This is a genomic window from Mycoplasmoides pneumoniae FH (assembly GCF_001272835.1).
Lineage (GTDB): Bacteria > Bacillota_I > Bacilli_A > Mycoplasmatales > Mycoplasmoidaceae > Mycoplasmoides > Mycoplasmoides pneumoniae.
Window position 1 is genome coordinate 1 of the sequence record NZ_CP010546.1, and the last position, 14,715, is coordinate 14,715.

The 14,715-nt window shown below is 39.9% G+C and carries 12 protein-coding genes; 10 read left to right on the forward strand and 2 right to left on the reverse strand.

Annotation, left to right across the window (positions count from 1 at the left end):
* Positions 1-690: 690 nt before the first annotated feature.
* The 10 genes from dnaN (at position 691) to F539_RS00050 (ending at position 12,636) form a co-directional block, all read left to right on the forward strand.
* Positions 691-1,833, forward strand: a complete 1,143-nt coding sequence (gene dnaN, locus F539_RS00005; protein ID WP_014325278.1) for a DNA polymerase III subunit beta — start codon at positions 691-693, stop codon at positions 1,831-1,833.
* A gap of 3 nt (positions 1,834-1,836) precedes the next feature.
* The gene (locus F539_RS00010; RefSeq protein ID WP_010874359.1) at positions 1,837-2,766 is read left to right on the forward strand and encodes a J domain-containing protein; all 930 of its coding nucleotides are present in this window, start codon (positions 1,837-1,839) and stop codon (positions 2,764-2,766) included.
* A gap of 86 nt (positions 2,767-2,852) precedes the next feature.
* A complete protein-coding gene (gyrB, locus tag F539_RS00015) occupies positions 2,853-4,805 on the forward strand; it encodes a DNA topoisomerase (ATP-hydrolyzing) subunit B (RefSeq protein ID WP_010874360.1) in 1,953 nt (650 codons plus the stop codon).
* Complete coding sequence (gyrA, locus tag F539_RS00020) at positions 4,805-7,324, forward strand: DNA topoisomerase (ATP-hydrolyzing) subunit A (protein WP_014574838.1); 2,520 nt, start codon at positions 4,805-4,807, stop codon at positions 7,322-7,324. The genes gyrB and gyrA overlap by 1 nt, the downstream gene beginning before the upstream one ends.
* Complete coding sequence (gene serS, locus F539_RS00025) at positions 7,296-8,558, forward strand: serine--tRNA ligase (RefSeq protein ID WP_014574839.1); 1,263 nt, start codon at positions 7,296-7,298, stop codon at positions 8,556-8,558. The genes gyrA and serS overlap by 29 nt, the downstream gene beginning before the upstream one ends.
* 4 nt (positions 8,559-8,562) lie before the next feature.
* On the forward strand, positions 8,563-9,195 hold the full coding sequence (gene tmk / locus F539_RS00030; protein WP_010874363.1) for a dTMP kinase: 633 nt from the start codon (positions 8,563-8,565) through the stop codon (positions 9,193-9,195).
* A complete protein-coding gene (locus F539_RS00035) occupies positions 9,168-9,929 on the forward strand; it encodes a DNA polymerase III subunit delta' (RefSeq protein ID WP_014574840.1) in 762 nt (253 codons plus the stop codon). The genes tmk and F539_RS00035 overlap by 28 nt, the downstream gene beginning before the upstream one ends.
* 1 nt (position 9,930) lies before the next feature.
* Positions 9,931-11,259 (forward strand): tRNA uridine-5-carboxymethylaminomethyl(34) synthesis GTPase MnmE, encoded by a 1,329-nt coding sequence (gene mnmE, locus F539_RS00040; RefSeq protein ID WP_014325281.1) that lies wholly within the window; start codon positions 9,931-9,933, stop codon positions 11,257-11,259.
* Positions 11,259-12,044 (forward strand): TatD family hydrolase, encoded by a 786-nt coding sequence (locus F539_RS00045; RefSeq protein WP_014325282.1) that lies wholly within the window; start codon positions 11,259-11,261, stop codon positions 12,042-12,044. Before mnmE ends, F539_RS00045 begins: the two co-directional genes overlap by 1 nt.
* Before the next feature lie 196 nt (positions 12,045-12,240).
* Complete coding sequence (locus F539_RS00050; protein ID WP_010874367.1) at positions 12,241-12,636, forward strand: DUF16 domain-containing protein; 396 nt, start codon at positions 12,241-12,243, stop codon at positions 12,634-12,636.
* A 185-nt stretch (positions 12,637-12,821) separates the two neighbouring features.
* On the opposite strand, the gene F539_RS00055 is transcribed toward F539_RS00050, so the two are convergent.
* Positions 12,822-13,517, reverse strand: coding sequence for a lipoprotein (locus F539_RS00055; RefSeq protein ID WP_010874368.1), 696 nt, complete (start codon positions 13,515-13,517; stop codon positions 12,822-12,824).
* Positions 13,518-13,541: 24 nt separating this feature from the next.
* Positions 13,542-14,249, reverse strand: a complete 708-nt coding sequence (locus F539_RS00060) for a lipoprotein (protein ID WP_010874369.1) — start codon at positions 14,247-14,249, stop codon at positions 13,542-13,544.
* Positions 14,250-14,715 lie beyond the last annotated feature (466 nt).

Here is a 14,715-nt window from a genome sequence, read left to right on the forward strand (position 1 = left end):
TATTTACCGACGAAATTAATACCATCAGGGTATTAAGATGCTACCAACGTGGTATTAAAATGTGCCCAACCGCGAAAAAGAAAGTGGTATATAGGAAAATGGAAAACAAATTTGTTTACCGTTTACTATTAAATACTAATCTTCTATATAGTATAGAGAAACTTTTTCTTTAACATAATATTATCTTAATATTATTTACCTACTAATAGCTTAATATTATTAGTATTTATTTAGTATTATGCTAATACTATGCAGATATTATCTTAATATTATCTATAGTATTAGGCTAATATTATTCTTAATATTTATTAAGGTACTAAAGCATTACCTATAGGTGATATTATGACAATACTAAAGTGGTTAGTATTATTAGGGTATTATTCAAAGTATTCTCCAACACTATTCCCTTAGCTCTAACTTAATATCCCTTTAATACCAAGATGGTTAAACAATGAAGAAAATTAGTTGTTTGTTCTGGCCCTTTACTATATATGTACATAGTACATATATAAGAAAGGCTACCATGACATTATATATAATAGGCATCCAGAAATAAAAGCCAAATTAATCTATAATTAAGTATTTATACTTAATTATAGTGATTTTATTAACAAAATTAGTGACATTTGGCCATCCATAATAAATAAAATCAAATAAACAAAACAAAAAGAAAAAAACTATAAAAAGGGCATGAAAGTTTTGATTAATAAGAATGAGTTGAACAAAATCCTCAAAAAACTCAACAATGTAATCGTATCTAACAATAAGATGAAACCATACCACTCTTATTTATTAATAGAGGCTACAGAAAAGGAAATTAACTTCTATGCTAACAACGAGTACTTTTCTGCTAAATGTACCTTAGCCGAAAACATTGATGTACTTGAAGAAGGTGAAGTAATTGTTAAAGGCAAAATCTTTAGCGAACTCATTAACGGAATTAAAGAAGACATCATTATTATTCAAGAGAAAGATCAAACTCTTTTAGTCAAAACAAAAAAAACAAACATTAACCTTAACACGATTGATAAGAAAGAATTCCCCAGAATCCGTTTCAACCAAAACGTTGATTTGAAGGAATTTGATGAACTTAAAATCCAACACAGCCTTTTAACTAAAGGACTTAAAAAGATTGCCCATGCTGTTTCTACATTTAGAGAATCCACTAGAAAATTCAACGGGGTTAACTTCAACGGTTCCAATGGTAAACAAATCTTTTTAGAGGCATCGGATTCTTATAAGCTCTCTGTTTATGAAATCAAACAAAAAACCGATCCATTTAATTTCATTGTCGAAACTAATCTTTTGAGCTTCATCAATTCTTTTAACCCTGAAGGTGGTGATTTAATCAGTATCTTCTTCCGCAAAGAACACAAGGATGATTTAAGTACCGAATTACTGATTAAGTTAGATAACTTCTTAATTAACTACACCTCAATTAACGAAAGCTTTCCGCGGGTAATGCAGTTGTTTGACTTTGAACCAGAAACCAAAGTAACCATTCAAAAAAACGAACTTAAAGATGCATTACAAAGAATCTTGACGTTAGCTCAAAACGAGCGCTTCTTTCTCTGTGACATGCAAGTAACCAACTCCCACCTCAAAATTAATTCCAACGTTCAAAACATTGGTGCATCCTTAGAAGAAGTTACTTGCCTTAAGTTCGAAGGTCACAAACTCAACATCGCTGTTAATGCGCTTTCCCTCTTGGAACACATTGACTCATTTGATACTGATGAAATTGAGCTTTACTTCCAGGGCAGTAACAAATACTTTTTAATTAGTTCGAACAACGAACCTGAACTTAAAGAAATCCTAGTTCCTTCCAAGTAACTAATGACGCTTTATGACTTACTAGAGCTGCCCCAAACTGCTACACTACAGGAAATCAAAACAGCTTACAAACGCTTAGCTAAACGTTATCACCCTGACATCAATAAACAAGGGGCAGATACCTTTGTCAAGATTAATAACGCCTATGCCGTTTTAAGCGATACCACCCAAAAAGCGGAGTATGACGCTATGCTACGCTTTAGTGAATTTGAAGACCGAGTTAAACGCCTGGACTTCTCGATTAAGTGACACGAACAGTTTATGGAGGAATTACAGTTCCACCACAACTGGGACTTTGACTTTATCCGCAACAGGGAATACACCCAGCCAACCCCTACCAACAATAAGTATTCTTCCTTTTTAGACAAGGATGTATCCTTGGCCTTTTACCAACTTTACTCCAAGGGCAAGTTGGACTTTGACTTGGAAGACACACTTCTTAGACGTCATTCGATCAAGCAAGCCTTCTTAAAGGGCAAGAAGCTTAACGATGTTTTAAAAGAGCAGTACAACTATTTAGGTTGATTAGAGGCCAAGCGCTATTTCAACATTGATGTCGAAATCGAATTAACCCCCAAAGAAGTGCGTGAAGGTGGGGTGGTCAACCTCCCTTTAAAGATCAAAGTCATTTCCAATAACTACCCTGGACAAATGTGGTACGAACTCAACAAGAACTATTCCTTCCGGCTTCTTTGAGACATTAAAAACGGTGAGGTGGCAGAGTTCTTTGGCAAGGGTAATCGGGCCTTGGGTTGACGCGGTGATCTGATTGTGCGAATGCGGATTGTCGACAAAATTAAGAAGCGCTTACGCATCTTTTCCAGTCATTTTGAACAGGACAAAACCAAGTTGTGATTCCTCGTGCCGCAGGACAAACAAGACAATCCTAATAAGTGGGTTTTTGACTATAAAACACACGAGTTTATTGTTTAAAATCGCTTAATTTTTAATGTGGTATAATTGTTTGGATTCGCCATAAATTTTGCTTATGGCTTTTAACTTTCCAACGTGCACATTAAATGGAAGACAATAACAAAACGCAAGCTTACGATTCCAGTAGCATTAAGATTCTTGAAGGCTTAGAGGCCGTGCGTAAGCGCCCCGGCATGTACATCGGTTCCACCGGCGAAGAAGGGTTGCACCACATGATCTGGGAAATCATTGATAACTCAATTGACGAGGCCATGGGTGGCTTTGCGAGTACTGTCAAACTAACCCTTAAAGACAACTTTGTCACCATTGTGGAGGATGATGGCCGGGGCATTCCCGTTGACATCCATCCTAAGACCAACCGCTCCACCGTTGAAACAGTGTTTACGGTACTCCACGCTGGGGGTAAGTTTGACAACGATAGCTATAAGGTGTCAGGGGGACTCCACGGTGTGGGTGCCTCGGTTGTTAATGCTTTAAGTTCCTCCTTTAAGGTATGGGTAGCCAGGGAGCACCAACAGTACTTCCTAGCGTTCCACAACGGTGGGGAAGTGATTGGTGATCTTGTCAACGAAGGTAAGTGTGACAAGGAACACGGTACCAAGGTTGAGTTTGTCCCGGACTTTACCGTGATGGAAAAGAGTGATTACAAACAAACGGTAATTGCTAGTAGGTTGCAACAATTAGCCTTTCTCAACAAAGGGATCCAAATTGACTTTGTTGATGAACGCCGTCAAAATCCGCAAAGCTTTTCTTGGAAGTATGATGGTGGCTTAGTCCAATACATCCACCACCTCAACAACGAAAAGGAACCTTTATTTGAGGACATTATCTTTGGTGAAAAAACCGATACTGTTAAATCAGTTAGCCGTGATGAGAGCTACACAATTAAGGTGGAAGTGGCCTTTCAGTACAACAAGACGTATAACCAATCAATCTTTAGTTTTTGTAACAACATTAATACCACTGAAGGCGGTACCCACGTTGAAGGCTTTCGCAATGCCTTAGTGAAGATCATTAACCGCTTTGCTGTCGAAAACAAGTTCTTAAAGGAAACGGATGAAAAGATTACCCGCGATGACATCTGTGAAGGGTTAACGGCCATTATCTCAATTAAGCACCCCAACCCCCAGTATGAGGGTCAAACCAAAAAGAAATTGGGTAACACCGAAGTGCGTCCTCTAGTTAACAGTATTGTTAGTGAAATCTTTGAGCGCTTTATGTTGGAAAACCCCCAGGAAGCCAACGCCATTATTCGCAAAACGCTGTTAGCGCAAGAAGCACGGCGCCGTAGTCAGGAAGCACGGGAACTGACCCGCAGGAAATCTCCCTTTGACAGTGGTTCACTCCCGGGTAAGTTAGCAGACTGTACCACCCGTGATCCCTCAATTAGTGAACTGTACATTGTCGAGGGAGATAGCGCTGGTGGTACGGCTAAAACGGGGCGGGACCGTTACTTCCAAGCGATCCTACCATTAAGGGGTAAGATCCTCAATGTGGAAAAGTCCCACTTTGAACAAATCTTTAATAATGTGGAAATCTCGGCTTTAGTCATGGCCGTTGGCTGTGGCATTAAACCAGACTTCGAGTTGGAAAAACTGCGGTATAACAAGATCATTATCATGACCGATGCTGATGTCGATGGGGCGCACATCCGTACCCTCCTTTTAACCTTCTTCTTTCGCTTTATGTATCCCTTGGTGGAACAGGGCAACATTTACATTGCCCAACCCCCACTGTATAAGGTCTCTTACTCTAATAAGGACTTATACATGCAAACCGATGTCCAACTAGAGGAGTGGAAGCAACAACACCCTAATCTGAAATACAACTTACAACGCTACAAGGGTTTAGGGGAAATGGATGCCATCCAACTGTGGGAAACCACGATGGATCCCAAGGTGCGTACCTTACTAAAGGTAACCGTTGAAGATGCTTCAATTGCTGATAAAGCCTTCTCCTTGTTAATGGGCGATGAAGTTCCCCCAAGACGGGAATTCATCGAACAAAACGCACGTAACGTAAAGAACATTGATATCTAATGGCAAAGCAACAAGATCAAATTGACAAAATTCGTCAGGAATTAGCACAATCAGCAATTAAAAACATCTCCCTCTCCAGTGAACTAGAACGTTCCTTCATGGAGTATGCGATGTCGGTGATAGTGGCTCGCGCGCTCCCAGATGCGAGGGATGGACTTAAACCTGTGCACCGCCGTGTGCTCTATGGTGCTTACACTGGGGGCATGCACCACGATCGCCCCTTTAAAAAGTCAGCACGGATTGTCGGTGATGTAATGAGTAAGTTCCACCCCCACGGGGACATGGCCATTTACGACACAATGTCGCGGATGGCGCAGGACTTTTCTTTGCGTTACCTCTTAATTGACGGACATGGTAACTTTGGCTCGATTGATGGCGATCGTCCCGCAGCACAACGTTATACGGAAGCACGGTTGTCGAAATTAGCGGGGGAACTGTTACGTGACATTGACAAGGACACGGTCGACTTTGTCGCTAACTATGATGGGGAAGAACAAGAACCAACGGTTTTACCAGCTGCCTTTCCTAATTTATTAGCTAATGGTTCGAGTGGGATTGCGGTAGGGATGTCCACTTCCATTCCGTCTCACAACTTATCGGAGTTAATCCAGGGCTTAATCCTTTTAATTGACAACCCTGACTGCACCATTAATGATTTATTAGGTGTCATTAAAGGACCGGACTTTCCCACCGGAGCCAACATTATTTACACCAAGGGGATTGAAAGCTACTTTGAAACTGGGAAGGGTAATGTGGTCATTCGTTCTAAAGTCAGCATTGAACAACTACCAACCCGGGCTGCTTTAGTAGTCACGGAAATTCCCTACATGGTCAACAAGACCAGTTTAATTGAAAAGATTGTCGAGTTAGTCAAGGCTGAGGAAATCACCGGGATTGCCGATATCCGTGATGAGTCATCCAGGGAAGGAATTCGCTTGGTGATTGAAGTGAAGCGCGACACCGTTCCGGAAGTCTTATTAAACCAACTGTTCAAATCAACCCGTTTACAGGTGCGGTTCCCCGTGAACATGTTGGCACTGGTTAAGGGTGCACCTAAATTGCTCAACATGAAGCAAGCGTTAACGGTTTACCTCGAGCACCAACTCGATGTTCTGATTCGCAAAACCCAGTTTAACCTCAAGAAGTACCAGGAGCGCTTTCATATCTTAAGTGGCCTTTTAATTGCGGCGTTGAACATTGATGAGGTAATTGCGATCATTAAAAAGTCCGCTAATAACCAGGTAGCAATGGAAGCACTCCACGAACGCTTCGGGTTAGATGAAATCCAAGCACGGGCGGTTCTGGACATGCGTTTACGTAGCTTAAGTGTCTTGGAAGTCAATAAACTACAAACCGAACAACAAGAGTTGAAAGCTTTAATTGAGTTCTGTCAACAGGTGTTAGCTGACAAACAACTGCAACTCAAACTAATTAAGGAGCAGTTAACCAAGATTAACGAACAGTTTGGCGATCCACGCCGTAGTGAAATCCTGTACGGTATTAGTGAAGACATTGATGATGAGGACTTAATTACCCAGGAAAACGTGGTAATCACGATGTCCACTAACGGTTATCTCAAACGGATTGGGGTAGACTCTTATAACCTGCAACACCGTGGTGGGGTGGGTGTTAAGGGTTTAACTACCTACACCGATGACAGTATTAGCCAGCTGTTAGTCTGCTCGACCCACTCGGACCTCTTATTCTTTACGGACAAGGGAAAGGTCTACCGCATCCGGGCCCACCAAATTCCCCCGGGTTTTCGTACTAACAAGGGGATTCCGGCGGTTAACCTGATTAAGATCGACAAGGACGAGAAGATCTGTGCCTTAATTTCGGTGAATGATTACCAAAATGGTTACTTCTTCTTTTGTACCAAGAACGGTACCATTAAGCGCACCAGTCTAAGTGAGTTTGCCAACATCTTGAGTATTGGTAAACGCGCCATCCTCTTTAAGGAAAACGATGTTTTGTTCTCGGTTATTCGCACCAGTGGTCAAGATGACATCTTTATCGGTTCGACCGCGGGGTTTGTCGTGCGTTTCCACGAAGACACCGTCCGTCCGCTGTCCCGCGCTGCCATGGGGGTCTTGGGGATTAATCTCAACCAGGGCGAATTTGTCAATGGTCTGTCCACTTCCAGTAACGGGAGTTTATTACTCTCTGTGGGTCAAAATGGCATTGGTAAGCTCACCAGTATTGACAAATATCGTTTAACCAAGCGGAATGCTAAGGGAGTTAAAACACTACGAGTAACTGCTAAAACTGGTCCGGTTGTGACCACTACGACCGTCTTTGGTAACGAAGATTTGTTAATGATTTCTTCAGCTGGTAAGATTGTCCGGATTAGTCTGGAACAACTTTCAGAACAGGGAAAAAACACTTCTGGTGTTAAACTAATCAAACTAAAAGAGAAGGAACGCTTAGAGACTGTTACTATCTTTAAAAAGGAAGAAGCCATTAAAACCACAACAGCAACCGAGACAGACGATGTTGGATCGAAACAAATTACGCAATAACCTTGACTTCTTTAAAAAGAAGTTAGTTGAACGGGGTGTAAGTGAAAGCCAGTTCGAGGCGTACGTGCAAGCTGATAAAGCAATGCGCAAACTGTTGCACCAAATTGAACTGGCCAACCAAAAGCAAACCCTGTTAGCGAAACAGGTTGCCAAGAAGAAGGGTGATCTGAAGTTATTAAAGGAATCCAAGGAGTTAAAGCAAAAACTAGAACAGCTCAACATCGCTTTTAAGGAAGCGGAAACCTTAAGCCAAGAGTTACTGTTAAACCTCCCTAACATTGCTGATGAATCAGTACCAGTTGGACGGGATGAAACTGCTAACTTAGAACTGCTCAAAGAAGGGCGTAAACCGGTGTTTGACTTTACTCCCTTACCCCACTGGGAGTTGTGTGAACGCTTACAGTTAGTTGCCTTTGATAAGGCCACTAAGCTAACGGGTGCACGGTTTGTCGCTTACACTGATAAAGCAGCGAAACTGCTCCGCGCCATTGCTAGCTTAATGATTGACTTCAACAAAAACAAATACCAGGAGTGAAACGTGCCGGTCATTGTGAACGAGACTAGTCTTACTGGTACGGGTCAGCTACCCAAATTTAAGGATGATGTCTTTAAGTTAGAAAACACGCGTTACTACCTCTCCCCGACCCTAGAGGTGCAACTAGCCAACCTCCATGCCAACGAAATCTTCACGGAGGGTGAACTCCCCAAATACTATACCGCTACTGGGGTGAACTTTCGCCAGGAAGCGGGCAGTGCTGGTAAACAAACTAAGGGTACGATTCGCCTACACCAGTTCCAAAAGGTAGAACTAGTGAAGTTTTGTAAACCAAGTGAAGCGATTCACGAACTGGAAGAAATGACCCGGGACGCTGAGCAAATTTTGTTAGAACTCAAAATTCCCTTTCGCCGTTTGTTACTCTGTAGCGGTGACATGGGTTTTAGTGCCCAGAAAACCTATGACTTGGAAGTGTGGATGGCGGGTTGCAATGAGTACCGTGAAGTTTCGTCCTGTTCTTCTTGTGGTGACTTTCAAGCACGCAGAGCAATGATCCGCTATAAGGACTTAACCACAGGCAAGAATACCTATGTGGCTACCTTAAACGGCACCGCTTTAGCGATTGACCGCATCTTTGCAGCCATCTTGGAACACTACCAAACGAAGGCAGGGGAAGTAATGATTCCCCAAGCCTTGTTGAAATACTTAGACTTTGACAAAATTACCAAACCAAAATAAACCAATGAAACAAGGCGTGTTTGTGGCCATAGAGGGCGTGGATGGTGCGGGGAAAACCGTCCTCCTAGAAGCTTTTAAACAGCGCTTTCCCCAAAGCTTTTTGGGCTTTAAAACGCTTTTTAGCAGGGAACCCGGGGGCACACCGTTAGCGGAAAAAATCCGGGCACTGCTCCTGCATGAAGCAATGGAACCACTTACAGAAGCTTATCTGTTTGCGGCATCGCGCACCGAACACGTGCGCCAGTTAATCCAACCAGCGTTACAACAAAAACAGTTAGTGATAGTAGACCGCTTTGTGTGATCTAGTTATGCATACCAGGGCTTAATTAAAAAAGTCGGACTTGATGTGGTCAAAAAGCTCAATGCTGATGCGGTGGGGGATAGTATGCCCGACTTTACCTTTATTGTTGATTGTGACTTTGAGACTGCTTTAAACCGGATGGCCAAACGCGGTCAGGACAATTTATTGGACAATACTGTCAAAAAGCAAGCGGACTTTAATACTATGCGCCAGTATTACCACAGTTTGGTTGATAACAAACGCGTCTTTCTCTTAGACGGGCAAAACCAAACGGGTTGTCTGGAACAATTTATTGAACAATTAAGCCAATGTTTAACCCAACCCACGCTCTCTTAATTATTCAAAGACGGGGTAGCTATCTCCAACCAGTTTTAACGGAGTACCTAACCCGGGTCGTTTGTGAACAGCAAACGGGGTGTCAAACATGTCCGAGTTGCTTGGAAATTCTCCATGGTACTTACAACAACTTTTACAGTTTTGACCAAGCCAACCCCTTTAAAAGGGAACATGCCTTGCACCTTAGTGAAGTGTTGAACCGCCAAAGTGAATCCAACCAAAAACAGCTGTACCTGATTAAAAACTTAGAAACGCTCACCGCTACGGCCATGAACAGCTTGCTCCGTTTAATTGAGGAACACCCGGTGAATACCTATGGTGTTTTTACCACGAAAAACGAAAACATGATCTTACCCACCATTTTGAGTCGCGTCCAAAAAGTAGTACTCAAAAAAGCGACCCAGTTACCGTTCCAAGTGGACAGTAAGGACCAGGCGATTCTCAAAAGTTTCTTTAGTGTAGATGAACAGTTACAAGCATTGGACAACGGTAGTTTTACCCGCTTAAAAACGATTATTACGACACTTACCAATAAGAAAAACACAGCGAGCACGGTTCACAAGGCTTGGGTGTTGTTTAAACAATTAAACCAAACGGAAACGGCTCAAGTACTGAACTTTATGGTGGATTACACCAAGGACTTAACCAAAAAGGACCGCTTGTTAAACATGGTGCAAAATTTGGTGTTTAACCCACCGAAAGCAGCGTTGTTTGCTAACCTCATTAACTGATAAGATGGACACCAAACAAACCATGTTTGCCCTCGCTACTGCGCCCTTCAACAGTGCCATTCACATTATTAGGTTATCTGGTCCCGATGTTTATCGCATTATTAACCAAATAACCAATAAGGAAGTCAAACCGTTGGGTATGCGGATTCAACGCGTTTGGTTAATTGATCACAACCAGAAAAAAGTGGATGATGTGTTGCTGTTTAAATTTGTCGCACCTAACTCTTACACTGGGGAAGATCTGATTGAAATTTCGTGCCATGGCAGCATGGTAATAGTCAACGAAATTATTGGTTTATTGTTAAAGCACGGGGCGGTACAAGCCCAACCCGGGGAGTTTACGCAGCGCGGCTATCTCAACGGTAAGATGAGTTTAAACCAAGCGGCTTCTGTTAATAACTTAGTACTTTCACCGAATACAACCCTAAAGGATGTCGCTTTAAATGCGTTAGCTGGTCAAGTTGATGCCAGGTTAGAACCCTTAGTGGAAAAGTTGGGTCAACTAGTAATGCAAATGGAAGTGAACTTGGATTACCCCGAGTACACTGATGAACAGCGCGAACTGGTGACAATGAACCAAGCAGTCTTGCAAATAACCCAAATCTTAAACCAAATCGTGGTTGGTCAAGACCAGTTACAACGGCTCAAAGATCCGTTTAAGATTGCCATTATTGGTAATACTAATGTTGGTAAGTCCTCCTTATTGAATGCTCTGTTAGATCAAGATAAAGCGATAGTATCCGCCATTAAAGGCAGTACCCGTGACATTGTTGAGGGTGACTTTGCTCTAAACGGTCACTTCGTCAAAATCCTCGACACAGCGGGAATTCGCCAACACCAAAGTGCGCTCGAAAAAGCGGGCATTCAAAAAACCTTTGGCGCCATTAAAACCGCTAACTTAGTAATTTACCTTTTGGATGCCCGGCAGCCAGAACCTGATCCCAAGATTATTGCGCGATTAAAGAAGCTGAAGAAGGACTTCTTTTTGGTCCACAATAAAGCAGACTTAGTGCAGCAAAGCTTTCAGGTAAGTATTTCTGCCAAACAAAAACAGATCCAACCACTTGTCGATTTATTAACCCAATACCTACACCAGTTTTACAGTGTGGAGCAGAACCAGCTCTACTTAATTAGTGATTGGCAAACGATCCTGCTCCAAAAAGCAATAGCCGAACTAGAACATTTTTTAATTAAACAACAAAACTGCCTTTTCTTTGATATCCTAGTTGTTCATTTACGTGCTGCTCACGAATACATTCTCCAAGTCTTGGGTAAAAACACCAACTATGACCTGATTAACGAAATCTTTAAGCACTTTTGCTTAGGTAAGTAATGGAATACTTTGATGCGCACTGTCACTTAAACTGTGAACCCCTACTGGAACAGCACGAAAAGAGTTTGGCCAACTTTAGGTTAATTGGGTTAAAGGCCAATGTTGTGGGCACTAATTTAACTAACTCCCAAATTGCGGTGAATTTAGCTAAACAGCACCCTGATTTACTCAAGGCAGGGGTGGGTATTCACCCTAATGATGTCCAGCTTTTTGATTTAAAAGCAGCGCAAGCAACACTAGAAAAATTAGTAAGTACGCATCGCTCATTCATTAGTTGTATTGGTGAATATGGCTTTGATTACCACTACACTAAGGACTACATTACCCAACAAGAACAGTTCTTTTTGATGCAGTTCCAACTAGCAGAACAGTACCAGTTAGTGCACATGTTGCATGTCCGTGATGTGCACGAAAGGATATACGAAGTTTTGAAAAGGTTAAAACCTAAACAACCAGTGGTGTTTCACTGTTTTAGTGAAGACACCAATACTGCTTTAAAGCTGCTAACTTTAAGAGAAGTAGGACTAAAGGTTTATTTTTCGATTCCGGGGATTGTGACCTTTAAGAATGCGAAAAACTTGCAAGCCGCTTTATCAGTTATTCCAACAGAGCTACTTTTAAGTGAAACCGATTCGCCTTATTTAGCACCAGTACCTTTTCGGGGCAAAACTAATTGACCGGAATGCGTTGTTCATACAGTGCAAACGATTGCTGACATTAAGCAAGTTCCTTTAGCTGAAATAAAACAAGCGATTGTGCATAACGCCAAGAAGTTATTTTGGTAGTCCTTAGGATTAACTTTTAAAAGTTCTTCTTTTGTTGGAACCTTTTCACAACTTATTCAATTTATTTAGTGTAGACATGAATAAAAATGCATACACTAGAAAAAATTAGTTCCTGATTAAAGGGGAATCCTTATTTAAACAAAATTGTAAGTAGTAGTTTTCTCAACCTCTTTAAAAAGAAAGGAGGTATTGCTTAATGGCTTACTCGCCTTCGCTTAACGACATTAAGAGCATTTTGAACAAATATACCTCTAAGGACTATGAGTTAAAATGCGAAAATAGGTATGATGGCAAGCTTGAATTATGATTAAAAGGAGTTTTTGAAGAAATCGTGAAAACACCTGGCACTAGGTACGTCACCCATAAGCAACTTGATGAAAAGCTCAAAAATTTTGTCACTAAAACAGAATTTAAAGAGTTCCAAACTGTAGTTATGGAGAGTTTTGCTGTTCAAAACCAGAATATTGATGCTCAGGGTGAGCAGATCAAAGAACTTCAAGTTGAACAAAAAGCTCAAGGAAAGACCCTGCAATTGATACTTGAAGCTCTCCAGGGTATAAACAAACGTCTAGACAACTTAGAGTCCAAATAAAAAACTAAAGCAGTTTTTATACCAACAGTTGACTCTTAAAAAGTTTGCTGTCGGTATTTTTATCCACTTCTAACAAAAAATCATTAAAAAACAGGCGACTAAAAAATCTTGAAGAACAACGTTAGGTTGTTCAAAGAATTTTGAACAATAAAAAACAAAACTAAGTTGAATTTTTAGTTAAGCCATTACTCAATTAAATAGACTAAATATCTGAATAGATTAATTTGGTAGTTATCAACTATGTATTCAATATAACCATTAAGAACTGTTTTGTCAAGAATTTTTTGACTAAGTTCATCTTTGCCTTTTAGTATTCAATGAAACGAAACAGATAACCTAATTCTTTTGGAATAGACATCAAAATTTTTTGACGTAAATGGTAAATATGAATTCGCTTTAAGAGTAAGGAAACTGTTGAAATAATGTTTGTCACCTTTGTGGATATTGAATCCTCTGTAAGAATAATTTTCATTTCATGTGAGAGTATGGTTCAACTTGGCTTTAACTGAAACATCGCTAATGCCTTTGTATGTCATGTTGAAATACTCAACTTTTTGTTTCTTATTAAAAGTATTAACGCCTGAAAAAATCGATTTAGTTCAATTAAATAAATCAATACCGATTTCATTTTTTTCTGCACTTTGCTTTCAGGCATTTAGTAATAGTTCAGTAGTTTTTTCAGAGTTAACTTCGTAAGATTTTTTTAAATAACCTATTAAGATTTGTTTCCCTTCCGAAGTAATAATTAATTTAGAAACATCAAGGTCTTTACCATCTGTTTCCTTAATAAGATTTTTGAGATCAGCTTCGAAAGTGGCGCTACAAGCACTAAGAAATAAAACTGAAGATAATAGTGGGGTTAATAAGAATTTAAATTTCATTAGCGCACGTAGTAAATTACTTAATTAAGAAAAGCAAGTATCTAAAGAGATTAACTGTGTATTCAGAATTTGTTCTAGTATCATAGCCTTCCAAAAAGATTTTCTTAAGATCTCTTTGACTTTGTTTATCTTGCCTTGCAATGATCAACTAAGTGAAACAGGGAACTCAATTCATTCTGTGTCAACGCCTTCCCCTGTCTTAGTAATGAAACTTATCGTTTTAGATTGGTTCTTTGAAGATGGCTTAATTGCAAGAGGAAGATCAAAAACATGTTTGTCACCTTTTTTGGCAGCAAACCCATTGGAAGAATAATTTCCATGCCAATTAAAGTTATAGTTCAACTTAGCATTTATCGAAAAATTATTAAGATCTTGATATTCCATATCGAAATATTCAACTTTTAGTTCGATTTTTAAAGGATCATTGCCTGTTGCATAAATACCAACATCGGGAAAATTAATTTTCTCAATATCTATTTCACCTTTTTCCGCACTCTGTTTTCAGGCATCTAACAATAGTTTTGTGGTTTTATCAGGATTAACTTCGTAAGATTTCTTTAGAGAAGTTATTAAGTTTTTTCTGCCTTCAGAAGTTTTGATTACTTTGTACACATCAACGTCTTGTTTAGTGGTTTCTTGAATAAGATTTCTTAGATCAGACTGGATAGAAGCATAAGCACTAAACAATAAAGTTGAAGATAAAAACGGAATTGAAAGGTATTTAAATTTCATTGAGGTACAGAAAAACTAACTACGGCAATAGAACCTTTTTGGTAATGGTAAATTTTATCTAGTGTTTTATTGTTTTTCAACTTAATTCAGTAAAAGCATCCACATCTAAATAAAAAAGCCATCTGTTTAGGGCGAAAAGCAGATGACTAAAAATAATTTTTTAACGATTTAAAAGCTAACGGAGATTGTTAGTTTGATGTATAAGTAAAAATATGTTTTCTAAAAATTTATTAAGTTGGCCGGGAGCAGTAAAAACTTTTGATTCCAGCAGCTCTTCCTGCTCCCACTAAATAAATTGACTTGGTTTTACAAAGACGCCAAAAAGTTTGGAGCTTTTTGTAATTTAGTTTTTTAGCTTCTTCTAACTATTAAGAAATATTTACTTTTCTCAAAAGCTTTTGAAAGGTTTTTGTCACTTCGCTATTTTTAAAGGCATTTAAGAGATGTAAATACATCGCTTATGTTT